The following is a 26,185-nucleotide window of genomic DNA, read 5'->3' as shown; positions in this document are numbered from 1 at the left end:
AAAGCTGCCCCGAGGGGCAGCATATCCTTTTTTCCTGTTCTTGATTATCTGTTGATGTAAACCCATCCGGTCCTCTGCTCGCCGTCGGCCTTGTCTATCACATAGAAATACGTGCCGTCAGGAAGTTCGTCGCCGGAATTGTCCTGGCCAACCCATTGGTTGGTGTAGTTCGTATACTCATAAACAACAGTACCATAACGGTTGAAGATGCTCAGGTGTTTCACGTTCAGGGTCGTCAGGTCGAACGAATCATTCTTCGTGTCATTGTTAGGGGATATACCTCTCTGGATGATACACGAGATGTCATCGATAACAATAGATGCAAAGGTCGAACAGCCGTCAGCAACTACCTCAACCGTATAAGTTGCAGGTGCCGCCTTAGCGATAATCGATCCTAGTGCCGTACCAGCTACAGATGTACCACCTGTCCAGTGATAAGTGACCAAAGCCGGATCGAATGATCCGTTTACAGGAAGTGCGGTGATGACAAAATCATTGCCACTACATTCCGCTGTGAATTCAATATCAGATTCCGGTATAATCTTCACATTGGCCTGGGTAGTATAAATTCCACAACCATCGATATCAAGCGTATAAGTTACGACGTAGTCATTCGCCTGGCTTGTATTAGGATGGATAGTACCATCTGCATCAATACTCAATCCAGGAATATCAACTGAATAAGTTCCTTCACTTGATACAGGCGTAACGTTATTCTGAACTGAAACTGATGTGACATCTTTACAGAAAGGACCGTTGCTGTATACGATGCTTCCGCTAGCCGCTTCAACAATCGTGATAGTTGCTGTTGCCTCGTCACCGCTACAGGTTGTTCCGTTGTTTACCTCGTTCTTGATAGTATATTCACCCGCATCACTAGAGCCTAATATAATTTGACCCGTAACTGGATCGAGAGCAAGGTTTCCGTCACCAGCAACTACGGTAAAGTTTCCAGCTTGTGAAAAAGTTCCTGTAAAATGTGGAGAAACAACATCTCCATCTTCACAATATAGCGTCCCTACTGGGCCATAATCAAACCCTGCCGTATGCCTGCGGACAATATTAATCACTGCATTTTTCGTATCACTGCAAGCGCCTTGTGTGACATTGGTTATTGTATATTGTCCCTCTTCATTACCTGTAAGGGTGATCACACCAGACTGTGAAATGGTTAAGCCTCCGCTGACCGAGAACAGGCCTGGGTTAGCTACCGTGAGAGGCGAAATGGTTCCTGCATCGCTGCAATAGTCCGTCTCATAAGTAATGGTGGCATCAACTATATCAGTAACCACAAGGTTCACCGGAATCACTTCATAACAAGTTGGCAGCAATATCCTTTCAACCCTAACATAAATCGTTTGTGTAGGGGAAACGAAAAGTGTCGAAATGTCAATTCCCGGATCATCATTTGCAGCTGCTGCAGCTGTGAGGTGGTAAGTTACATCAAATTCTGAAGGAGTCAAACCAACTAAAACCTGTTCAGTTAATGTAAACAAATCAAATGGTGCCTGCCCGTCATGATCATCACCATCACATAAAACATAATCAGCCGGAGTAGTGGCTCCAATAGCTGGAAGTACTGTAACATTGATGATGTCGGTATCAGTATTCAATCCGCAAAAACCAACAACCTTGTATTCGTGCAGACCTGGCGTATCGACTATTAGGTTAGCACTTTCTGCTCCAGGTATAATGGACCCATCGATATACCATTGATAACTTGCCGGTGAGCTTTGTGACTCTTCAATGGCGTTCAGCGTTATAGAACCGCAAGCGATTTTATCATCGCCGGCAGCGACATCACAGCATAAATTGGTACTTACACCTGTTCCCGGTTGTCCAAAGTTAGACTGGAATAATTTTATATATCCAGGATCACCATTAAAGTTCGTGATCAGCAATAAATAATATTCTCCTGCAACCGCATTAGGGATGTGGAGCGTCTCCATAACATCAGCACTATAACTACAGTCAACAATATTGCCTTCAGGGTAAAAATTTGCATCGTCCTGATTATTAGGGCAGCTTGGGCAGTCTTCAAAAGCAATTTCATTACAACTTCCCGGGCTTGCAAAAGGACCCCACGCAACGAAATCAACGTCAAGTCCCGGAGCACCATTCGTTGGGAAGTTATTCGGATTCGTACTCTGCCTGATTTCAAACGTTAAGTTACCGGTTTCAGCAACCTGAAGGTAATAGTACGTTGGGTTCGGGGCAGTAGCTAAGCAGGCAAGCTGGCCCGGACTTGGAACTTCAGTCGTATTCGGGAAAAGCAACGATTGCGAATCCTGTGATCCGCAGAACGGGGCGGCAGTTTCACAAGTAGAGACTGATTTCACACACACATTGAATATAACAACCTGGCTGGTTGCTGCATTCGACCAAACCCTGATATAGTAAGTTTCTCCTGGGATAAAGTTATTATCAGTACTGCTCAATTGTCCGGTATCACTACAATACAGCCTTGTTAAATTACCACAAGTACCTGAATATACGGCATGGTTAAGATTGGTAGTAGTTCCTTCAACAGCCAAAAGGTTAATGAAGTGCTGATTTTCTGCTGCCACAAAACTAAACCACACATCGTCATTGGCATTTCCAACGCATGCAGGTGTATTTGGTACTGGAGAAGCAGATGGACCTGCTTCAATCAGGTTACCTTGCGTTGTGTAATAGCAATCATTGTTTAAGTTTACCGTTACAGGCAATGCTGAAGAGCAATCTTCATTTTCAGCTGGCGGTGGTGGAGTCTTGATACACAGACTGAAAGTAGCCCAGTCGCCCACAGTTGTTCCTGCAGTGTAAATCCTGATGTAATAGACATTGCCTACAGTCAATCCTGTAGCCACGCTTGTTGTAGAATTACTGCAATACATCGTAGTTAAGGCGTCACATGTTCCTGAGAACACAGTGTGATTCAGTGCTACGCTGCCTGTAGATGCGAAAATCGTATTTACGTTAATGAAAAGTATCGGATTTGTCGCTGTAAATTTATACCAGACATCATCATTTGTTCCCGTACAACCTGCACCTGTAATGGTCGGAGTCGAAGGTGTTGCCCCAAGGGTATTGCCATACGACTTAGTGGTACATACTGCAGTAGAGTTGATCGGCGCGTCAATCGCATTAGCACAATCGTCATTTACTGGTGGTGAGGTAATACATAAATCAAATTTAATTGATTGATCGACAGCAGTAAGGGTTGAATAAATCCTGACGTAATATGTATTACCAATTGTCAATCCTGTTGCATTGGTACTATTCGTAGTGCTGCAATATAATTTTGTCAGGTTGTCGCATGTTCCGGAGAAAACAGTATAATTCAGTTTTGCTGTAGAATTTGAAGGTGAAAGGACAAGATTACTTAAAGTTATTGCGTGCGATGTGCTGGTGGCAGTAAAACTATACCACATATCGCTGTTTAACTGCAAACATCCTGTTCCTGCCACTGGCGGATTTGGCAATGATGGTGTCGCGCCATGAGTATATCCTGAAACCGTATTCACAGGAGCACAATCCTGCCCGGTATTTGGGGTTACAGAAATGGCATTCGCACATTCATTGTTAGAAGGCGGCGATGTAATGCAAAGATCAAATGTTGCTGAAGTATCTACCGCAGGTGTCGAAGTATAGACCCTGATGTAGTAGACATTCCCAGGAATCAATCCGCTGGCCATACTAATGTAATTGGTGCTACAGTATAATTTGGTCAATCCGGTGCACGAACCAGAGAAAACACTGTAATTTAACCTTAGTGTCGTTGCAGTAGCCGGTGTAGGCACTACATTGCTCAGGCTGATCATATGTGTTTCAGAAGTAGCCGTAAAGCTATACCATACATCATTATTTGTAGGGCCACATCCACCAGTTGTTGGCAAAACAGGGCTCAGTACCGGATTAGAAGGGGTGGCACCCAGCGTATTACCTGAAGCAACAGCATCACAATACTGTCCTGCATTTACAGGAACCGTGACCGCAGCTGTACATTCATCATTAGCCGGTGGTGAAGTGATACACAAATCAAAAGTAGCCGATTGCTCTGAATTCGATGGGGCAATATAAGCCCTGATATAGTATGTATTGCCTACAGTAAGTCCTGTTGCAATACTTGCTGTCGCCACGCTACAGAATAAATTTGTAAGCGCTCCACAGCTTCCTGAGAACACACTGTAATTTATTTTCAAATTAGAAGCGTTGGCTGGCGTAGTTACAATATTGCTGAAGTTAATGATCTGTGTTGGCGCTACTGCAACAAAACTGAACCAGACATCGTTGCTTGCAGGACCACAACCAGTACCGGCCAAAGGTGGGGTAAGCACAGGATTAGATGCTGTCGACCCATAAGTATTTGCTGAAACCGTGTTCGCTGGGTTACACGTCTGAGTTGTATTTACAGTAACAGGCGTTGCATTGGTACATTCGTCATTAGTTGGCGGTGTTAACACACAAAGGTGGAACGTTGCCGATTGTGTAGCTGATGATGTAGAAGCATTGTACACCCTGATATAATAAGTATTGCCAGGGATAAATCCTGTTCCTCCATTGGTATTGCTGGTGCTGCAAAACATTCTTGTAAGTCCTGCACAACTTCCGGAGAAGACACTATAACTCAGTTTGAAATTATTAGGTGTAGCCGGTGTCGGCACGATATCGCTTAATACAATAGTCTGTGAAGTAGCGGTTGCAACGAACTTATACCATACATCTTTAGCTGTAGGATCACATCCAGCGCCAGTCATGTCATTATCAACCGTCGGATTTGATGCATTTGCACCATAAGTGTTTCCATTGGCCATGTTCGCAGCAGCACATGAATTACCTGTATTCACTGTTACAGATGTTGCAAAAGCACACTCGTTGTTCTCAGGTGTTGTTATAAATGTTGTTGGCGTAAGGATTGTCCAGTTGCTCACTTGCGACCCAGGACACACCGCCCTGATGTAGAAAGTATAAGATGTCGAAGCAGATAACTGAACAGGAGGGTTGCCATACTGTGTCAACGTGTACGACGTACCTGTAATTCCGGTGACGTTTGCCGGTGTCGGTGGATTATTTGTCGGCGCTGGCTGGCCAGTAGGCACTACATACAATTCATATCCGTCTGAAGGCGGGTTTGAATTGTCGACCCATGTGATGACAGCACTATGTGGCAATATAGTTGCCGTGGCTACATCAATATTTGTTGGTTTTGAACAAGGTGCCGGGCTACATTCTACAACAGAATCAAACAGCACTGTTAATGGCGTACCTGTTCCCGGCGCTTTGGTATACAATACATCAAGGAATGGATTTTGGACAGAAACACCCACCTGCTCAGGATTTGCTCCTGCTACATTCCAGTAAATATCAAACGGAACACCGTCACATAACGGAACCTGTACAGTGGAAGTACTTCCGCTTGGCAGGTTTAACTCCTGAATGATAATACCATTTTGTCTAACCTGCATTCTTGTTGCACCCCAGCCGTTTCCGTTTCCGTTAGTGCCAATGTCAGTCAATACAAATTTGTAGATACATTTATTTTCAGGTTCGCAGGTGATCGAGTTGAACACTGCAAACGGTACCCAGATACTTGCATCAGTCGGGGAACATACTGCGCGTACATAACCATAATAAATAGTTGCTGGCGTAAGATCCGTTGCTGTAAAGGTATAAGGACCTCCAACAGGTACAGTAATAATCGGATAAGTAGCTGGTGTAGCGTTGTCTGGCGCCGGAGAAGGTGCCGTTGGGCCTGGTATCAGCAGGATCTCAAAATCAGTCTGATCAGGTAAAGCCGGTGTCCAAGTAAAAGTAGCCGCTGTAGTACTCTGCACAGCTACTATCGGATTGGTCGGTTTTTGACAGGTTGGCAATGTACAGAAAGTCGAATTGGCAGTCAAAGCCGACCATGCAGATGGAACAGGCGAGCAATTTACCCTTACGTACACATTATAACAATGATCAGGTTGTAACGGATTGGTTGTAGTAAATGAAGTAGTTGCTGGTGTGATATTGTCATACGTAGGCACAGTATCAGCATCTGGCGCTGGACTTCCGATAGGAGTGATATAAACGTCCCACGAGGATGTCGCTATTGCAGTCCAGTTAATTGTAGCTCCTGTTGTAGTAATACTTGCCGAAGGGATGGTAACATTTATCGGTGTTAAATCACAACGGGGTGTATCACATTCCGCAATTTCATCATTATATATTACGGTATTTACAACTCCCACCACAGCTGGCCTTGTGTAAATTGTCTGGCCGTGATTGTTAATAATAGTAAGCTGTCTTTGTTGTGAGCTTGCGCCCAATTGCTTCCAGAATACGTCAAAAGGAATTCCTTCACAAATCGGTACAATTACATCAACCGGACCCGGCGCAGTGAATTGTGATCCTAATGTAGCGATAACAATACCATTCTGCCTTATCTGCATCCTGGTACCTGTAGTATCATTGCCCCATCCGCCGGCACCGTTATTGCCAAGCCTGAAAACATAATTACATTTATGATCTGGAGTACAAATGTCAGAATTGAAAGGGAAAGGACCGGCCCATCCCGTCCATATGTCCGAACCAGGCGCACACTCCGCGCGTACCCAATATTGGTACTGCGTAGCAGCCGTTACCGGCGCATCATATTCATTATTGGCTACAGGAACACCCGCTCCTGAAGGAACCTCAGAACCCAAAGGCTGAACGGCCACCTGCCATGATGTATAACCCAACGCATCCCAGGTCAAATGGGCATTGGTCGTGGTGACAGGATTTGCAGCCAGATTACTCGGCATCGGGGTACATTTTAATTCCTGAACCAAAAGGCCGTAAGCAATCGTTTGGGTTGTACTGGAAGAAATAATAATGGTATAAGTGTGCCCGGCTAAAGCATTGAATGTAAGATTTCTTACATTGGTTGTAATATTGGCCAATCCATTGACACAGGTACCGCCATTGCCGATACAACCGTCATAAATAAACACCGACGAATTAGGGGAATTCCCAAGCGGCGTCATTACCACATTGATATCAACAGCATCTGTACCTGAGTTTGTATAACTGTAAAATACCTCATTACCCTGTAAGTAATTCGTGTTTAGAGGCGTTACGGTTCCACAACCACTTGCCTGTTGTGGCGTGTCGTACTCATCTCCGTAAAGCGCCGTATTGTCGTTAAGCTCCTGATATGGGAGTACATCAATCGGAAGCGGGTCAATACAAACCGACCCTAAAGGCAGCGTCGTAAATATAAACGGGCCCTGCCATTCACTGTAAGTGGTATCGGTACCCGAGCCACAGACCCTGCGTACATATACTTTAAAAGTCTGGGAAGGCTGCAAAGGCGCTCCGCTGTAAGCATAAGTTGCCGGATTTGTCGCAGCCACTGTTACCGGTGTTCCAACATTATTAAAATCATCTGCTGCAGGAATAACCCCAATCTCAAAATTGGTTGAAAGCTGTGGATTATTCCATGTAAAAGTTACGTGTGTAGAAGCTATACTTGCAGGTATTACGTCAAGTCCGGATACGTCCGCACATTTTTCAACAATATTCACATCATCGATCAGCCAACGGTCACCGGCTCTTTGCCCGGTTGGCTGGGTAAATTTCCTCACAAAGGCTACATAAACATTCTGGCCCTGAAGCGATGTCGGAAAATCAACTTTAACCTGCTGGTATTGATCCAGCGGGATGGTCGGGTCTATGATATCATCTTCACCCCAGGTAGTTAAAACCGTATAGGCCGCCTGGTTGGTTTGTGTCGGATTCGTAGACACACGGATTTCGTATATGGTTCCCTGATCATTTACCTGCGTAAGGCGGGTCCAGAACTGAAGTTGCCCGTTCGCAGGGATTAGCCTTTGGTTCATGATCAACCAGTCTTCTTCGGTATTGCCCATACCAATCTGCTCATTGTTCACATACGCTGCATTTAACGTAGGAACAGGAGTTGTGTCATTGTGGGCAGGATACGGCGAACGCTGTGACGTTGGCAACGGCCAAGGCGTGGTGTTCAATATCCACGGTTGCAGGTTGCCGACACCATTGGTGCCGTTCATTACGGCCCATGTTGATGGGATACCTCCTTCAAATGTTTCCAACTGGCTGAAGCCTAGTGCGGAACACATTAAAAAGGTGAATAGTAAAATAATTTTTTTCATTGAATGAAAAGTTTTAGTGGGTTTTAGTATAGTATTTTCCGTAATTTAGAATCCCAAATTTAAAAAATTTTAAGAATATCCTAACGAAATTTTAATATTTAACGAAATAGTTTCCCGCAAGCCTGCTGTTATGACGGGGTGCAGCCATCATTCTCCTGCTAAAATTCCGTACTTTTGCAACAAGAAAAAATATAAAATGCTCGAAAAAGAAAATATCAATTTTGAAAAGACCGTCATCGTCGGAATCATCACCCAAAGCCAAAGCGAAGAAAAGCTTACCGAATATCTTGACGAACTCGAATTCCTGACTTTTACCGCCGGAGGCGAAGTGATCAAGCGCTTTTCGCAGAAAATGGAAAGGCCCAATCCCAAAACTTTCGTCGGGACCGGTAAAATGGAAGAAATACATACCTATATAGCAGAGCATGGCGTTTCCACTGTAATCTTCGATGATGAGCTCTCGCCGTCACAACAGAAAAACATCACGCGCCTGCTGAATTGCAAAGTACTCGACCGCACCAACCTCATCCTGGATATTTTTGCCCAAAGGGCTGAAACGTCCTATGCGCGAACGCAGGTCGAACTGGCCCAATGTCAATATCTGCTTCCTCGCCTTTCAGGAATGTGGACGCACCTTGAACGCCAGAAAGGGGGCATCGGGATGCGCGGTCCCGGGGAAACAGAGATTGAAACCGACCGTCGTATCGTGCGCGACCGCATTTCACTTCTGAAAGACAAAATAAAGGTCATCGACAAGCAAATGTCGGTGCAACGGGGCAATCGCGGCGCGATGGTGCGTGTCGCATTGGTCGGTTATACGAATGTTGGGAAATCCACCTTAATGAACGTCATCAGTAAAAGCGAGGTTTTTGTTGAAAATAAATTGTTTGCCACGCTCGATACGACGGTAAGGAAAGTCGTGATTAAAAACCTGCCTTTCCTTTTATCGGACACGGTTGGATTTATCCGGAAATTACCGACGCAGTTAGTAGATTCGTTTAAAAGTACACTCGACGAAGTGCGCGAAGCCGATTTGCTGTTGCACGTCGTCGACATTTCGCACCAGGATTTTGAGGACCATATTGAATCGGTAAACCAAATCTTATCTGACATTAAAAGCGATGGCAAACCTACCATTATGGTTTTCAATAAAATCGATGCTTACAAACATCTGACGATTGACCAAGACGACCTGATGACCGAGAAAACCACAAAGCATTATACGCTTGAGGAATGGAAACAAACCTGGATGAGCAACGTCGGGGCGAAGAACGCTTTGTTTATTTCGGCAGTAAATAAGGAAAATTTCGAGGAATTCCGCGAACGGGTGTATGAAGCGGTACGCGAAATCCATATCACACGCTTTCCGTACAATAAATTTCTGTATCCTGATTATAAGGATGCGGTGGATAAAGAGTAATTTAAATCTCAACAAAACAAAAATTCCAAATTCCAATACAGATAATCGCTGTAATTGGAATTTGGAATTTTATATTTGAATTTAATTTTCCGCTTTTTTAAAATCCATACGTCGCGCCCACACCAAACACCTGCCTCAATTGCACACCCGGGAACGCATTGTCGTCATAAATCGCCTGGAATGAAATGTTCGTGGAAATGTAACGGTTCACCTTCAATACGATATTCAATTGGTAATCGACATCGACGTTTTGCGGGTCTTCGAGGTAATTGGAATACAGGTTCAGGATGTTTTCAAATGACACGTTTGCAATCACACCTACCTTATAATATGCCGAAGCATTAAAACCCAATTCGTAACGCACACTTTCGCCTTCCTTCACCCCGAAATAGGCTTCGTCAGGCAGCGTCCGGTTTTTATCCACGAATGTAAATTTTGAAGTGGCCGGCGACAGGTTGAATTTCAGGTTATCATCTTTTTTCCAAAGCATACCCGGCCCGAAATACAGATAACCAGGCGACATAAATGTAGTATACTTGGTGCGGGTTTCAACGCCAAGCGCGTCTTTGCCATAAACGTAACCTTCGGTAAACTGGGTCTTGAAATTCAGGAACGCAGAGTAATACCAATATCCTTTGGCCTTTTTGCCTAAAAGTGAATTCAGTTCGAGGCGGTCATCGGTTTTTTTGGCAAACGAACTGGTCTTGGTTTTTACGATTCCGTAAGAAGCGATGATTTTATTATCCCAGGCCCAATCGTCTTTTTTGTAATTAAAATCATAATTCACGCCAATGTTTCCCGAAATATTGTTCTCGCCCCCGGCAAGCCAGTTGTCAAACGTGGATTGGTTGAATAAAATGGTTGCGCTTCCTTTCGTAGTCCAGGCTTTCGTGGTGTCCTTTACCGTTTCCGGGGTTTGCTGTGCGCTGGCATTCATTACACAAAGTGCAGTGAAAAATCCTAAAACAATCTTTTTCATAGTTCTTTTTTTATGGATAATACAAAGATAGCCAATGTGCCCGGAATAGGTTTTGTAAGTACCTTAAAATGCTATTTCCTTTTGTAAAGCGGCACTGCGGAACAGGCTTCACCATACATGATGCTTTTAGCGAAAGGCTGCAGCTTTTGTGCGGCCAGTACATAAGCACTCATCGGAACGGGCTTTTTAGAACAGCCCTTGATGATTAAGGGTTTGTCCTTATATATATTATAGTCGAGGTTTTCAAGGATTTCCTGGTATAAGGCCGTGTCGATGTCTGCCAGGTTACCATCGATTGTTTTTTTGGCGAAAGGTGTCAGATAGATCGTCACCAAAACCGAAGCCCAGGCCGGTAGAATGGCATCCGTACTGCAATGCACAGCAACATAGGCATCCTGGTATTGCAACCAGTCATGGTTTTTAAGGCTTTCACGGAAATCTTTTTCCTTTAATATGAAGCCTTCGTAAAGCCATTGGGAAATGTCGAGCTGCATGCGTTGCCCTTTCGGATAATAATCTTCGAGATCAAAAACTTCCAACGCCGAATTGGCGACCTTATTTACGATTTCTTCCATACTTCCTACTGCCAACTGATTACTTTTAAAGCATGCCTAATTCCAGCTTCGCTTCTTCACTCATCAAATCCTTGCTCCACGGCGGATCGAATGTAATTTCTACTTCAACGTCTCTTACATTTTCGATTCCCCTGACCTTATCCTCCACTTCTTTCGGAAGGGTTTCTGCCACAGGGCAGTTCGGTGAAGTGAGCGTCATCAGGATTTTTACTTCGTAATCCGTGTTGACCATCACATCATAGATTAATCCGAGTTCGTAAATATCGACCGGGATTTCGGGATCATAAATCGTCTTGAGTTTTTTTACAATGTCTTCACCCAATTGGGTAGTGTCTATTTCCTGTTCCATAATTTTTAGTTTTTAGATTCGAATGCCAATGCGTACAATTTGATTTGCTTAATCATCGAAACCAAACCATTCGCGCGCGTGGGCGATAAATGTTCCTTCAGCCCGATGTCGTCTATGAATTTTGTGTCGGCTTCAAGAATTTCCGATGGCTTCTGGTTTGAAAACGTCCTGATTAAAATAGCGATAATGCCTTTGGTTAAGATGGCATCGCTGTCAGCCGTAAAAATGATTTTGCCGTTTTCTTCTTCCGCATGCAGCCATACTTTAGACTGGCAGCCTTTGATTAAATTGTCCTCAGTTTTATATTGAGGGTCGATCAAGGGCAATGTCTTGCCCAAATCGATAAGGTATTGGTATCTCTCGTCCCAGTTTTCCTCATCAAACATGCTGAATTCATCCGCAATCTCCTCCTGTATTTCCTTAATCGTCATTGGGTTGATGGTGTTGCAAATGATACAATCTTGTTTACGAATTCCTCAATTTCCTTTGGTGGGAAACCATGATCGAAACTGGTGGTTTCATACGTTTTCCCATCGTATATGACGCGAAGGCTCGCTACTGCGGCACCATCATAAAACCTTTTTTGTGTCGGATCTTTATAGGTAGACAATGCTTCGAGTTTTATGGTTTTGTACAATTTAGCCAACGCCTTCCAGTCGGCATTCGCCAGGATATAATCCCTGGGCGTGCCGTCACGCTTGTCAATAATCGACAACTTATCATCGTGGAAATTGATATTCAGGTACTTTCCCCTGGACACCGCACTGTATTCGACCGTCGTGTTTTTCATTTCCTCGTTTTCCTGCTTGTCACAGCTTCTGGCCATCACGAGCGAAAGGAGCATCATTGCAAATATTTTCATAAACCCTTTTTAAGATAACATCATTTTTGCCTTTTTTACGCCAGACACCAAAAGGTCGATTTCTTCCCTCGTATTGTAAAATGAAAACGAGGCCCGTACCGTTCCCGGAATACAGAAAAAACTCATTATGGGCTGCGCACAATGGTGGCCCGTCCTCACGGCAATTCCCATCTTATCGAGGATAACCCCGATATCATATGGATGTATGCCGTCAATATTAAACGAAATTACAGCAGTTTTTCGGCTTAAATCCGTCGGTCCGAAAATTTTCAAACCCTCGATTTCAAGCAGCTTTTCTGTAGCGTATGCCAATAAATCGCGTTCCTGTTCCTGTATATTCCCGAACCCCACAGCATTCAGGTAATCGATGGCAGTACCCAAAACGATCCCACCTTCGATATTCGGCGTTCCGGCTTCAAACTTATGCGGCAAATCGGCGTAAGTGGTTTTTTCAAAAGACACTTCCCTGATCATTTCGCCACCACCCTGGTAAGGGGGTAATTTGTTCAGCCAGGATTCTTTCCCGTATAAAATTCCGGTGCCTGTCGGGCCGCAGATTTTATGCCCTGAAAACACATAAAAATCGCAATCAAGCTCCTGCACATCCGGCTTCAAATGGGGTGTGGCCTGCGCACCATCAATCAATACCGCAGCACTTTTTTCATGGGCCTTATCGATTAAGGCCTTGATTGGGTTTAAAGTCCCTAACGCATTTGAAATGTGGTTTACCGCAACAATTTTTGTATTATCAGACAGTAATTTTTCGTATTCCGAAAGGATCAACTCGCCGTTTTCATCTATAGGAATGACCTTCAAAATGGCCCCTGTCCTTTCGCAAAGCAATTGCCATGGCACGATATTGCTGTGGTGCTCCAATGCCGAAACCAAAATCTCATCGCCTGGTTTCAATATCGAAGCAAATCCATTGGCCACCAGATTAATTCCGAAAGTCGTACCGGAAGTGAACAATACCTCATGCGTGAACTCGGCATTGATGTGTGCGCGGATTTTCTCACGCGACGCTTCGTACGCGTCGGTTGCTAACTGGCTTAAAGTATGCACGCCGCGGTGAATGTTGGCGTTGATTTCGTTATAATATTCTGCGATTTCGTCGATGACGGCTTTGGGTTTCTGCGACGTGGCGCCATTGTCAAAATACACCAGCGGCCTGCCATTTATCTGTCGGGAAAGTATCGGGAAATCGGCGCGGATTTTTTGTATATCGAACATAATTATTTAGAAAAAATCTAAATACAAAAGTAGTAAAAATTTGCCGGTAAAATTTTATCCGGAACCTGTTAATAATTCCCTTATTTTTATACTGATGTAAATCATTTCTTATGAAAAAATTTTTGCGTTTATTGCTCTTGCTCGTTGTCATTTTGATGGTTTATGGCGTTGTCACAAATTACCCGAAACTGGACCTTATTTCCGGTTTCGCTGCAAAAAGCGTCGCGTCGGCGCATTTTATCGATGGGCGTTCGAAGCACATTATCGAATCCGGTGATAATGATATCGATATGGTGCGTTTGGCAAAAAACGACATCGACGAAACGGGAAAATTTGCCACGGCCACTTTTTACGGGTTGAAAAAACGTAAGGCGATATATCGGGAAGGCTTGGGCGCTACACTGATTAATGACGATTTTGATGCAACAAAACCTTATGAGATCCCAAAGCGGAATCTTCAAATAAAAAACCTGCCATTTCCATATGGAAACCTGGAACCGAAAGACACTGCTTTCAACAACATCGATTATAAAAAACTGAACCTTGCCGTCGCCGGTGCTTTTGATGAAACTAATGAAAAAACCAAGCGTTCTCGTTCGGTCCTGGTGATTTATAAAGACCATATCATCGCTGAAAAATATGGAAAAGGCTTTACAAAATCGTCTAAAATCCTGGGTTGGTCGATGACAAAAAGCATCACCGCAACAATGTTCGGGGTGTTGCAGAAAATGGGTAAAATTGACATCAATAAACCCGCACCGGTCGCAGAGTGGCAAAATGACAATCGCGCTAAGATCACCCTGAACGATTTACTGCACATGAACAGCGGCCTGGAATGGGAAGAAAATTATGAAACCATCTGCGATGCCACGACGATGCTTTTTGAAGCGGAAGACATGGGCAAAGTCCAACTCCAAAAACCGGCAGCTTTTGCACCGGATACGCATTGGAATTATTCTTCAGGAACCACGAATTTACTCTCACGGATTTTACGGAACCGATTTAAAACGCATCAGGAATATCTGGATTTTTGGTATGCCGCGTTTATCGACAAGATCGGGATGCATTCAATGGTCGTGGAAAGCGATATGGCCGGAAATTTCGTTGGGTCATCGTATGGGTGGGCCACGACAAGGGATTGGGCAAAATTCGGGTTGCTGTATTTACACAAAGGCAACTGGAATGGCGAAGAAATTTTCGATGTAAGCTGGGCGAAATATGTTTCTACGCCAACCAACGGCTCCAATGGCAGGTATGGCGCGCATTTTTGGCTCAATGCCGGCGGCAAATATCCGGATGCGCCAAAGGATCTGTATTCCTGCAATGGTTTTCAGGGACAGATGATTTTTATCATTCCTTCGATGGATTTAGTGATCGTCAGGATGGGTTTGACGGATGACAATCAGTTTGATTTTAATGGGTTTTTAAAAGGAATACTCACCAGTATTACGACTAAACCCTAGCCCCGATGGAAGCGGCATCCTTTTGCTGCCTTTTTTAGGCAGGAAAAGATAGAGCGGACAGCGGGATGATGCTCCTAAAATTACAAATCAAACCCCAGACTCACACCCAACCTTTGCGCAATAATCTTATTAATACGCGCTTTCAATTCCGGAATGCGGACGCTTTCAATCACTTCGTTTGAAAAAGCATACATCAGCAACGCCTTCGCTTCTTTCTTCGGGATGCCGCGCGCCTGCATGTAAAACATCGCATTTTCGTCGAGCTGCCCAATGGTACAGCCGTGGGAGCACTTCACATCATCGGCGAAAATCTCGAGTTGCGGCTTGGCATTGATGGTGGCTTTGTCGCTGAGTAAAATATTGTTATTCTGCTGGAATGCGTCAGTTTTCTGGGCTTCTTTCTCGACGAAAATCTTTCCGTTGAAAACGCCGGTGGCACTGTCGTTGAGGATGCATTTGTAGTTTTGGTGGCTTTCGCAATTCGGTGTGGCGTGGTTCACCAAAGTAAAATGATCGACGAGTTGCTTGCCGCCGATGATTGTAATGCCTTTCAAAGTACTGTCTATCCCTTCCCCGAAATGGTAGAAATTGAGGTTGTTCCTAGTAATATTCCCGCCAAACGAAAAAGTGTGTACGGAAACTTTCGTGGATCTTTGCTGCGAAATATAAGTATTGTCGACCAGATTCGCCGACATCAGATCGTTCTGTATTTTGTAATAATCCACATTGGCATTTTGTTCCGCAAAAATTTCAGTGACCGAATTGGTCAACACCGGATTTTCATACAGGCTTTGGTGGCGTTCAATGATTTGTACCTGGGCATTTTCGCCAACAATGACAAGGTTTCTTGGCTGCGTCATCAACGCATTTTCTTTTCCGGTCGAGAAATAAATAATCTCAATCGGCTTGTCTACCAATTTGCTTTTCGGGATGTTCACATAAGCGCCTTCTGAAGCAAACGCCGTATTCAGTGACGTCAGCGATTCGTCCTTATTGGCAATCTTATTGAAATATTTTTCAATGATTTCCTTGTATTTCGGTTTATTCAATGCTGATGACATCAGGCAGACATCCAATCCGTCGTGTGTCGTTGAGGACAGGAACGAACTGAATACGCCGTCAACGAAAATTACTTTATAGGTGTCAATTTCATGCAGGAAATATTTTTTGACTTCGCTGAATTCAATCGTATTTTCGCTTTTCGGGAAGACGGTAAAATCGTTTTTGAGTATCGAATTTAATGAGGTGTATTTCCATGCTTCCTCTTTTTTGGTAGGAAAGCCCTTGTTTTCAAAATTCTTTATGGCCGAAGTGCGGATGTCGTGCAACTGGGAATGCACATCAATCTTTTCTTCAAAAGCCATGAACGACGATATGAGTTTTTCTTTTAATTCCATTTTTTTGGTTCAGGGTTCAGGGTTCAGGGTTTTTCATCACTGAACGGGAACAATTTACGCTTCTATTTCCTGCTTAATCCAGTCGTAGCCTTTTTCTTCCAATTCCAACGCTAAAGAAGCATCGCCGGATTTTACTATTTTCCCATCCATCAAAACGTGTACGAAATCAGGGATGATATAATCCAGTAAACGCTGGTAGTGTGTAATCACCAACACGGAATTGTTTTCGTTTTTAAGCCTGTTTACGCCATTAGCAACAATCCTCAAAGCATCAATATCGAGTCCGGAATCGGTTTCATCAAGGATGGCCAGTTTGGGTTCAAGCATCGCCATCTGGAAAATTTCGTTCCTTTTTTTCTCCCCTCCCGAAAAACCTTCATTCAATGATCTTGATAAAAACTTGCGGTCGATTTCCAATAATTCTGATTTCTCACGAATCAGTTTCAGCATTTCGTTCGCCTGCATTTCGTCCTTGCCTTGCGCTTTGCGCGTTTCGTTGATGGCGGTTTTCATGAAATTCGTTACGGAAACACCCGGAATTTCAACCGGATATTGAAATGAGAGGAACACGCCTTTGTGTGCGCGCTCTTCAGGAGCCAATTCTGAAATGTCTTCCCCTTCCAACAGGATTTCGCCTTCGGTCACTTGATAATCCTCGCGGCCTGCAATGATGGCGGAAAGCGTACTTTTTCCGGCACCGTTCGGCCCCATGATCGCGTGTACTTCACCGGCGTTCACGGTGAGGTTGATTCCTTTTAATATGTCTTTGTCTTCAATTGAAGCGTGTAGGTTTTTGATTTGTAACATTTATTTAGAAAATGAGATAATTAGATAATGAGATAATTAACCGACAGATCCTTCTAATGAAATTTCAAGTAGTTTCTGTGCTTCTACGGCGAACTCCATAGGAAGTTTGTTGAGTACGTCTTTACTGAAACCATTCACGATCAGCGCAATGGCTTTTTCTGTAGGAATACCACGCTGATTGCAATAAAAAACCTGGTCTTCCCCGATTTTACTGGTCGTCGCTTCGTGTTCAATCTTCGCAGTCGTATTTTTACTTTCTATGTATGGAAAGGTATGTGCCCCACAATTATTGCCCATCAGCAGGGAATCACATTGCGAAAAGTTCCTGGCGTTTTCGGCACGTGCGCCGATTTGTACCAATCCACGGTAGCTGTTTTGGGATTTCCCGGCTGAAATACCTTTGGAAATGATCGTAGATTTGGTGTTTTTACCCAAGTGGATCATTTTGGTTCCGGTATCGGCCTGCTGGTAATTGTTGGTCACGGCAATAGAATAAAATTCTCCCACCGAATTATCGCCTTTCAATACACATGACGGATATTTCCAGGTCACGGCAGAACCGGTTTCTACCTGTGTCCAGGATATTTTCGCGTTCTTTTCGCACAAACCTCTTTTGGTCACGAAATTGAATACACCGCCTTTGCCTTCCTTGTTTCCGGGATACCAATTCTGTACGGTCGAGTATTTGATTTCTGCATCGTCCAAAGCAATCAGTTCCACCACCGCGGCGTGCAATTGGTTTTCGTCGCGGCTTGGCGCGGTACAGCCTTCAAGGTACGAAACGTAGCTGCTTTCATCAGCAATAACCAAAGTCCTTTCAAATTGGCCCGTTCCTGCCTGGTTAATACGGAAATAAGTCGACAGTTCCATCGGGCAACGTACACCCTTCGGAATATAACAGAACGATCCGTCTGAAAATACTGCCGAATTCAATGCAGCGTAAAAGTTGTCTTTTTGTGGCACTACGGTGCCGAGGTATTTCTTAACCAATTCAGGATGTTCCTTAATCGCTTCGGAAATCGGACAGAAAATAATGCCTTTTTCCGCTAAAGTCTTTTTGAAAGTCGTCGCTACAGAAACCGAATCGACCACGATGTCCATGGCGACATTATTCATCTTTTTCTGCTCGTCCAGCGAAATCCCGAGTTTTTTGTACATCGCCAAAAGTTCCGGATCGACATCATCCAGTGTTTTGTTCGGGTCGACTGCCTTTGGCGCGGAATAATACGAAATGGCCTGGAAATCGGGTTTTTCATAATGTACATTCGCCCATTCCGGCTCGGTCATTTCAACCCAGGAACGAAAGGCTTCAATGCGCCAATCGGTCATCCACTGCGGTTCTTCTTTCTTTTTTGAAATGGCACGGACAATGTCTTCGTTTAAGCCTATGGGAAATGTCTCGGATTCTATATCGGTATAAAATCCGTATTCGTACTCTTTGTTTTCGAGTTCGATCTTGAGATCGTCTTCGGTGTATTTTGACATATTTTAGTCGAAAGTTGAAAGTCCAAAGTCGAAAGTAATTTTACTTCGAATTTTCGCTTTGATATTTATTATTTAAGCTGGCCAAGTCTTTTGACTTTTTCTCTTTAGACCTTTGACTAAAGAGAAAATGATTCTCCGCAACCGCAGGTCCTGCTCGCATTTGGGTTATTGAAAACGAAACCTTTTCCGTTCAGTCCGCCCGAAAATTCCAAAACGGTTCCTGCAAGATACAGGAATGATTTTTTCTCCACAGCGATGCGTACCTCATTGTCTTCGAATACTTTATCTGTTTCGCCGAGTTCTTTGTCAAATTTCAATTCGTAGGATAATCCGCTGCAACCGCCGCTTTTAACGCCTACGCGTACATAATCTTTTGCAGCATCAAAACCGTCGTCTTTCATCATCTCCACGATTTTCCTGCTGGCTGAATCTGATACTTTTATCATGGCAAATTGTATTTTGTCTGAATTAATGTGCAAAGATATTACAATTAAAGCGTTTTGCGGTATCGGCTAACATTTTTATAACGATGGCGGGATAGAATTTGGTTATGCTTTCGCAGATGAGGATTAGATTTATTACATTGCGGCGGAAATCTGGATTGTCAGATTATCAGATTTTCTGATGATCCGAAAATCTAATAATCTGACAATCTGAAATCTAAATCCAATGAAACTCTATCCCATAGAATCCGGAAATTTCAAGCTAGACGGCGGTGCCATGTTTGGCGTGGTCCCGAAAACCATCTGGAATAAAACCAACCCCGCTGATAACAATAACCTGATTGACCTTGCCGCGCGCTGCCTCTTGATTGAAGACGGTAACCGGCTGATTTTAATTGACACCGGCATGGGCGACAAGCAATCGGAGAAGTTTTTCGGATATTATTCGCTTTGGGGTACGCATTCGATGGACAAATCTTTGGCTAAACATGGTTTCCATCGCGACGATATTACTGATGTTTTTATGACGCACCTGCACTTCGACCATTGCGGCGGCAGTGTGCAGTGGAATCAAGACCGTACCGGATATGAACCCGCTTTCAAAAATGCGAAATTCTGGACCAATGAAAACCATTGGGAATGGGCCACGAAACCGAATCCGAGGGAAAAAGCGTCGTTTTTATCCGAAAATATCTTGCCGATGCGGGAAAGCGGCCAGTTGCATTTCATCAAAAGGCCTGATGGGGATTTTTTGGTGGAATCGGAAATGGGTTTCGGGATATTTTTTGCAGACGGCCATACCGAAAAAATGATGCTTCCGCAGATAAAATACAAAGACATGACGGTTTGTTTTATGGCTGATTTACTGCCGACAGCTGGGCATTTGCCGCTTCCGTATGTGATGGGTTATGATACCAGGCCGCTGCTGACTTTACCTGAAAAGGAAAAATTCCTCCGTACAGCAGCAGAAAACAATTATTATTTATTCCTCGAACACGACGCACATAACGAAATCATCACCGTTGAAAATACTGAAAAAGGTGTCCGCCTGAAAGAAGTTCATAAATGTGCTGATTTGTTGTAACAATTTTGAAACTCCTGATACTAAGTAATTATATCGCTTTCACCGGCGATATGTTTTTTTGTTAAATTTTATTTGATATATCAAATATTGATAAATCATTATTAGATTTGATGAAAATTCAGGAAATGGAGCGATTAAAGGATATTACGTTTTACAACATGGACAAAGCCATCCGCACTTACAGGGTTTATGCACAGAAGAAGCTTCGTGAGAACGGCTATAAGATTACAATCGACCAATGGCTCATCATCAAATCCATTTTGGAAAATCCGGGGATTTCACAGCAGGATTTGGGCGAAATGGTTTTCAAGGACAATGCTTCAGTCACGCGGATTATCGACCTGCTTGTGAAATCGGAATACCTGGAACGCGAAGTAAACCCAAACGACCGACGCAAATCAAACTTAAAAGTCACCGACGAAGGTAAAGCGATCATTGAAAACGTGCAGACACTGGTTTTGCAAAACCGAAAAACAGCATTAAGTGGCGTTTCTGCGGAAGCGTTACAAACATTGAATAAAACATTGAATCAAATCATAGACAACTGCAATTAAGATATCATCAATCACAATCAACACCCGAGGCTAGCCGACTCGAAGCGTAAGCTGAACAGGCGAAGCAATTGGCCGGAGGCAATCAAAAACGGACAGTTATGTTTAAATCAACTTTTACCCTGGCCTTGCTGATACTATCAGCGTACTTTTCATGGGTTTTTGGCCAGGGTTCCCCACAGGGCGCGTTTACAATAAGTGGTTCTTTTACCAGTGAGGACCCGGCTTCAGTAATCGTTACGCTGCAAAATGCTTTGGATAACACACTGGTAAAAAATGAATCTGCCGATGACAAAGGCCATTTCGTTTTTGAACACATCGCTGTTGGGAATTACCGAATTTCGATCACTTCCAACGGCAAAACAGCGTTTGAAGGCAGGCCTTTCCAACTGACTGCCGATCTGAATTTAGGAACCCTTTCGGCAGGGAAAGAAACGCGGCTTGAAGAAGTGACCATCAGAAAATCAAAGCCTTATATCGAACGGTCAGAAGGCAAAATGATTTTGAATGTTGACAGCAACATCGGGTCTGCCGGAACTTCTGCATTTGAAGTTTTGGAAAAAGCGCCCGGCGTAAACATCGATGCCAATGACAACATCACTTTACGCGGACGCGGCGGCATCCAGATCCAGATCGACGGAAAGTCGTCGCCGATGTCCGGGACGACACTCGCAAATTACCTGAAAGGCATTCCGTCCGGAGTGATTGACAAGATTGAATTCATCACGAATCCTTCCGCGAAATACGATGCTTCGGGTTCTGCAATCATCAACATCAAAATGAAAAAGGAGAAAAAAGCAGGGACAAATGGCAGCATTACTTCCGCTTATGGCCAGGGCCGTTACCCGAAGACCAGCAACAGCCTGAACCTGAATCACCGTGAGAAAAAATGGAATACATATGGAACTTACAGTTTTGCGTACCGCAAAGGCTTCAACAAACTGATTCTTGACCGGAAATTTTATGAAAACGGCAATTTAACCGGTGCTTACGAGCAGGATAATTATTTGAAAATGGATTTCCGGAACCACATTTTGCGTGCCGGTGCTGATTATTTCGCCAGCCCAAAACACACTTTCGGAATCATTGTGAGCGGTGTCAGCAATAAATTCAATCCTAACGGTAAAAATTATTCGGATGTTTTTGATGAAACCTATACCCGCATGTCCAGGTTTGAAACCGTCAATCATTCCCGCGAAAACTGGCACAACCAATCGGTAAATCTAAACCATAAATTTGTAATTGATACTGTCGGGACACAATTGGTGAGTGATTTCGATTACGCGAATTACGGCAACAAGACACGCCAGGATTTCACGACAAAATACCTTGACCTGGACAATGCTGAGTACCAAAACCGCTATTTGCTGAATGGTGACCTACGCGGTGATTTGAATCTTTTTTCGTTAAAATCCGATTTTACGGCCATCCTCAGAGACAAAACCAAAATTGAAACCGGTGCTAAATCGAGTGTTGTAAAAGCCGATAATAATTTAAAATTTTATGACATGAGTTCCGGAATCCCGGTTTTCGATGATGCGAAAAGCAATCATTTCATTTATGAGGAAAACATCAATGCTGCTTATGTGAATGTGAGTAAGGAATTGGGCAAAAAATGGAACGCTTATTTCGGATTACGCCTCGAAAACACCAATATCACCGGAAATCAATTGGCCAATAACAGCCGTTTTAAAAACAATTATACACAAGTTTTCCCAAGTGCACTGCTCAGTTATGCGATGAATGACAACAATAGTTTTGAGCTGAATTACAGCCGCCGTATTGACCGTCCAAGTTATGAACAGCTGAATCCGTTCAAGTTTTTCCTTGATCCGACGACTTATAAAGAAGGGAACCCATACCTGGATCCGCAGACTACGCATTCGTTCGACTTTACGCATATTTACAAGCAGAAAATCTACACGACGATTACTTTTTCAAGGACGACAGATAACATTACCGGCGTGATTGCACCATCTGATGACAATCCTGAAATCACCGTGCAGACTGATAAAAACCTGACTACTGCAGATGTCGTCGGATTATTTTCAACGATTCCATTTGAAATCACATCATGGTGGAGCTGCAACAACAGCCTGAATTGTTATTATGGATTTTATTCCGGAAATATCGCCAATACGCCGATTGAAAATCAGGGGAATTTCAACTTTAACATCAATTCGGTACATACTTTTAAAATGAAGAATGGTTTTTCTGCAGAACTGACCGGCAACTACAGGGCCCGCGAAATTTATGCCTATATGGATGTCGACCCTATAGGCTACCTGAATCTCGGTTTCCAAAAAAAATTCAAAAACAAAAGTAGCCTGAAGCTCACCATAAACGATGTGTTTTTTACCAATGGGACAACGGCGGTCACGCAGTTCAGGGGTTACCATGAAAACTTCAAAGTAAACCGCGACACGCGTACGGCGGTAATTTCTTACACTTACAACTTCGGAGGCGGAAACGGGCCACAACCCAGAAGGGCCGGTGGTGCTGAAGACATCAAGCAACGGGCCGCTTCTGTAAACGGATAAAACCTAAACTCATGAAAACAAGCAAAATCTTTTTCCTGATTTCATTTTTTACAATCACGAATGTTCATTCGCAGGCACTGACGATAGCCAATGAAGGCGGCAATAAAAAGGCATCGGTGTCAGAATATATTGGGCTTGCGAAAGTGACCATCAATTATAACCGTCCCGGTGTTAAAGGCCGCGAATGGAAAATCTGGGGCACGCCCGTGGCACATTACGGATTACAGGATTTGGGTTTTGGTACCAGTACAGCTTCCCCGTGGAGGGCCGGCGCAAACGAAAACACGACGATCACCTTTTCAGAAAATGTAAAAGTGGAAGACAATGATTTAGTTGCCGGGACATACGGGTTTCATATTATACTTGGCGCGTCTGAAGACATTTTAATCTTTTCGAAAAGGGCCAATTCCTGGGGAAGCTTCTATTATGATCCGGCTGAAGATGCCTTGCGCGTGACCGTAAAACATCAAAACCTGGAGCAAAGCGTCGAGTGGCTTACATTTGAATTCCTCGACCAAACCCAAAATTCAGCAACAATAGCACTGAAATGGGAAAAGCGTATGATTCCGTTTAAAGTTGTTGTGGATGTGCAAAAACTGCAATTGGCTTCGTTTAAAAGCGAATTGAAAACCAAGCCGGGCTTTACATGGCAGGCTTTTCAGCAGGCGGCACAATATTGCCTTGACAACAATATTGCCACAGAACAGGCTCTGGAATGGGCAGACATGGCGATTAACGCACGGTTTGTTGGGCAGAAAAACTTCCAGACGTTAAGCACAAAAGCAGAAGTATTGGAAAAACTCCAAAGAAATGACGGAGCCAAAAAACTTCGGGAAGAAGCACTGCCTTTAGGAACCATCTTTGAACTGCACCAATACGCAAGGACTTTGATTACCGCCAAAAAACCGAAAGAAGCTCTGGATGTGTTTCTATTGAATTCTAAGAAAAATCCTGACGTGTTTACAACAAATGTAGGCCTTGGAAGAGGATATTCCGCCAATGGTGATTACAAAAAAGCACTTTCTTATATGAAAAAAGCATTGCAACAGGCACCGGACGAGCTGAATGAAACGAATGTCCGAAACTTAATTAAAAAACTCGAAAGCAACACCGACGTAAATTAACATTTCCCTAAAAGAACGTTAATTTTGAATCCGCTGTAACATTCTTGGATTACTTTTGACCAATTTCAAAAAAAAACAACGATTTTATGAAAATAACAAAATCAATCTGGCTTTTAGCAGCCTCGTTTGTGTTCACCTTTTCGGCAAATGCACAAACCCCTGTAAAATATACGGGCAAAAAAGCCACGCTTCCTCAAGCCGAACTACAAAGATGGAGCCACCTTGACCTTGTAAAGGACAGCGTTCCCGGAATGAGCGTCGACAAGGCTTACGCCGAGCTTTTGAAAAACAAAAAAAGCAAAACCGTTATTGTAGGCGTGGTGGATTCAGGCGTTGACATTGAGCATGACGACCTTAAGAATGTCATTTGGACCAACACTAAAGAAATTCCCGGAAATGGCATCGATGATGACAAAAACGGTTATGTTGATGATGTGCACGGCTGGAATTTCCTGGGCAATGCGGTCAATGAAAGCCTGGAAATGACCAGGATTGTAAAGAAAGGCGACGACGGCTCGCAAACTTACAAAGATGCCAAAGCACAACTGGACAAGAAACTTAAGGATGCAAAAGCACAAAAACCGACCGTAGACATGCTTGATAGTGCACATAAAGTAGTAAGCGAATATCTTAAGAAAGATAATTATACGGTTGCCGAATTAAAGGAAATCCAGACTACTGATCCAAAACTGAACAAAAGCCTGCGTATCATGCTTAGCATGTCAGCCCAGGCAGGACCGGACTTTATCAGCCAGGTGACCGAATACCATGACTATATTTACGGGCAATTGGACTATAACCTGAACACGGAATTTGACGGAAGAAAAGTGGTAGGCGACAATCCGGATGATATCAATGACAAATCTTACGGGAACAATATCGTATTCGGTCCGGACAAAAATGAAGCGCTCCACGGTACGCACGTAGCCGGGATCATCGCCCAGCAAAGAGGCAACGGCATCGGTGGCGACGGCATTGCCGATAATGTCCAGATTATGGCCGTAAGGGCTGTCCCGAATGGTGATGAATATGATAAAGACATCGCACTTGCCATACGTTATGCGGTAGATAATGGTGCCAAAGTGATTAATGGCAGTTTCGGCAAAAGTTTTTCACCACACAGCCAATGGGTTTATGATGCCATCAAATACGCCGAGAAAAAAGATGTACTGATTGTACACGCAGCAGGAAATGACGCAGAAGATATCGATGTGAAAAGCAATTTTCCGAATGATTCAAAAGACAATAAAACGGAATTTGCTGACAACGTCCTGACCATCGGTGCACTGGATGTAACCTATGGAGACAAGCTCGTTGCAGATTTTTCAAACTACGGAAAGGAAAATGTAGACGTTTTCGCTCCTGGCGTACAAATTTACGCCACAGTGCCAAACAACAAATTCAAATATGAGCAGGGAACTTCAATGGCTTCCCCGAATGTTGCCGGTGTAGCCGCACTGATTCGTTCTTATTATCCAAACCTGACTGCAAAACAGGTAAAGCACATCATCATGGATTCAGGAACCGTAATTGACGAACAGGTCAATGTTGGCGGTGATGATTCGAATAAGAAACCGTTTTCCTCTTTATCAAAATCAGGCCATATCGTAAACGCATACAACGCATTGCAGATGGCCGAAAAAATGTCGAAAGGGAAAACAAAAAAGCTGAATGGCTAACCAGCACTTAGTGTAACCATGAGGAGGCCTGCGAATATTTTTATATATTGGCAGGCTTA

General features: G+C 43.7%; 18 protein-coding genes. 7 read left to right on the top strand and 11 right to left on the bottom strand.

Annotation, left to right across the window (positions count from 1 at the left end):
• Positions 1-44 precede the first annotated feature (44 nt).
• Positions 45-8,138, bottom strand: a complete 8,094-nt coding sequence (locus tag HYN49_RS04440) for a T9SS type B sorting domain-containing protein (protein WP_108902997.1) — start codon at positions 8,136-8,138, stop codon at positions 45-47.
• A 196-nt stretch (positions 8,139-8,334) separates the two neighbouring features.
• Between HYN49_RS04440 and hflX the strand changes: the two genes are divergently transcribed.
• Entirely contained in the window at positions 8,335-9,558 is a 1,224-nt protein-coding gene (hflX, locus tag HYN49_RS04435) for a GTPase HflX (protein WP_108902996.1), read from the top strand.
• Positions 9,559-9,655: 97 nt separating this feature from the next.
• Here the strand turns inward: hflX and HYN49_RS04430 are convergent, their stop codons facing one another.
• From HYN49_RS04430 to HYN49_RS04405, 6 genes are all read right to left on the bottom strand, one after another.
• Positions 9,656-10,537 carry a DUF3078 domain-containing protein gene (locus HYN49_RS04430; RefSeq protein WP_108902995.1) on the bottom strand — a complete coding sequence of 294 codons (882 nt, stop codon included), beginning with the start codon at positions 10,535-10,537 and terminating at the stop codon, positions 9,656-9,658.
• Between the two features lie 71 nt (positions 10,538-10,608).
• Positions 10,609-11,112: a DUF2480 family protein gene (locus HYN49_RS04425; RefSeq protein WP_108902994.1), complete on the bottom strand. Its 504-nt coding sequence runs from the start codon at positions 11,110-11,112 to the stop codon at positions 10,609-10,611.
• Positions 11,113-11,137: 25 nt separating this feature from the next.
• Positions 11,138-11,461 (bottom strand): SUF system Fe-S cluster assembly protein, encoded by a 324-nt coding sequence (locus tag HYN49_RS04420; protein ID WP_108902993.1) that lies wholly within the window; start codon positions 11,459-11,461, stop codon positions 11,138-11,140.
• A 5-nt stretch (positions 11,462-11,466) separates the two neighbouring features.
• Entirely contained in the window at positions 11,467-11,892 is a 426-nt protein-coding gene (locus HYN49_RS04415; RefSeq protein WP_108902992.1) for a SufE family protein, read from the bottom strand.
• Complete coding sequence (locus HYN49_RS04410) at positions 11,889-12,323, bottom strand: hypothetical protein (protein WP_146185050.1); 435 nt, start codon at positions 12,321-12,323, stop codon at positions 11,889-11,891. Before HYN49_RS04410 ends, HYN49_RS04415 begins: the two co-directional genes overlap by 4 nt.
• A 9-nt stretch (positions 12,324-12,332) precedes the next feature.
• On the bottom strand, positions 12,333-13,553 hold the full coding sequence (locus tag HYN49_RS04405) for an aminotransferase class V-fold PLP-dependent enzyme (protein WP_108902990.1): 1,221 nt from the start codon (positions 13,551-13,553) through the stop codon (positions 12,333-12,335).
• Positions 13,554-13,663: 110 nt separating this feature from the next.
• Here HYN49_RS04405 and HYN49_RS04400 point away from each other — a divergent pair, with 110 nt between their 5' ends.
• Entirely contained in the window at positions 13,664-15,016 is a 1,353-nt protein-coding gene (locus HYN49_RS04400; RefSeq protein ID WP_108902989.1) for a serine hydrolase domain-containing protein, read from the top strand.
• 80 nt (positions 15,017-15,096) lie between these two features.
• Here HYN49_RS04400 and sufD read toward each other — a convergent pair whose 3' ends face one another.
• The 4 genes from sufD to HYN49_RS04380 form a co-directional block, all read right to left on the bottom strand.
• Complete coding sequence (sufD, locus tag HYN49_RS04395) at positions 15,097-16,413, bottom strand: Fe-S cluster assembly protein SufD (RefSeq protein WP_108902988.1); 1,317 nt, start codon at positions 16,411-16,413, stop codon at positions 15,097-15,099.
• Positions 16,414-16,467: 54 nt separating this feature from the next.
• Positions 16,468-17,220 carry a Fe-S cluster assembly ATPase SufC gene (gene sufC, locus HYN49_RS04390; RefSeq protein WP_108902987.1) on the bottom strand — a complete coding sequence of 251 codons (753 nt, stop codon included), beginning with the start codon at positions 17,218-17,220 and terminating at the stop codon, positions 16,468-16,470.
• 36 nt (positions 17,221-17,256) lie between these two features.
• Positions 17,257-18,705, bottom strand: coding sequence for a Fe-S cluster assembly protein SufB (gene sufB / locus HYN49_RS04385; protein WP_108902986.1), 1,449 nt, complete (start codon positions 18,703-18,705; stop codon positions 17,257-17,259).
• Between the two features lie 116 nt (positions 18,706-18,821).
• On the bottom strand, positions 18,822-19,151 hold the full coding sequence (locus tag HYN49_RS04380) for a HesB/IscA family protein (RefSeq protein WP_108902985.1): 330 nt from the start codon (positions 19,149-19,151) through the stop codon (positions 18,822-18,824).
• Positions 19,152-19,374: 223 nt separating this feature from the next.
• On the opposite strand from HYN49_RS04380, the gene HYN49_RS04375 reads away from it, so the two are divergent.
• The 5 genes from HYN49_RS04375 (at position 19,375) to HYN49_RS04355 (ending at position 26,126) form a co-directional block, all read left to right on the top strand.
• Positions 19,375-20,232: an MBL fold metallo-hydrolase gene (locus HYN49_RS04375; RefSeq protein ID WP_108902984.1), complete on the top strand. Its 858-nt coding sequence runs from the start codon at positions 19,375-19,377 to the stop codon at positions 20,230-20,232.
• 125 nt (positions 20,233-20,357) lie between these two features.
• Positions 20,358-20,786 (top strand): MarR family winged helix-turn-helix transcriptional regulator, encoded by a 429-nt coding sequence (locus HYN49_RS04370; RefSeq protein ID WP_108904952.1) that lies wholly within the window; start codon positions 20,358-20,360, stop codon positions 20,784-20,786.
• Positions 20,787-20,884: 98 nt separating this feature from the next.
• Positions 20,885-23,323, top strand: a complete 2,439-nt coding sequence (locus HYN49_RS04365; protein ID WP_108902983.1) for a TonB-dependent receptor — start codon at positions 20,885-20,887, stop codon at positions 23,321-23,323.
• Positions 23,324-23,334: 11 nt separating this feature from the next.
• Positions 23,335-24,447, top strand: a complete 1,113-nt coding sequence (locus HYN49_RS04360) for a DUF2911 domain-containing protein (RefSeq protein ID WP_108902982.1) — start codon at positions 23,335-23,337, stop codon at positions 24,445-24,447.
• Between the two features lie 86 nt (positions 24,448-24,533).
• The gene (locus tag HYN49_RS04355; RefSeq protein WP_108902981.1) at positions 24,534-26,126 is read left to right on the top strand and encodes a S8 family peptidase; all 1,593 of its coding nucleotides are present in this window, start codon (positions 24,534-24,536) and stop codon (positions 26,124-26,126) included.
• Positions 26,127-26,185 lie beyond the last annotated feature (59 nt).

The organism is Flavobacterium pallidum (genome assembly GCF_003097535.1).
Classification (GTDB): domain Bacteria; phylum Bacteroidota; class Bacteroidia; order Flavobacteriales; family Flavobacteriaceae; genus Flavobacterium; species Flavobacterium pallidum.
The sequence above is the reverse complement of the archived record's forward strand: the minus strand, read 5'-3'. Positions and strand labels throughout refer to the sequence as shown.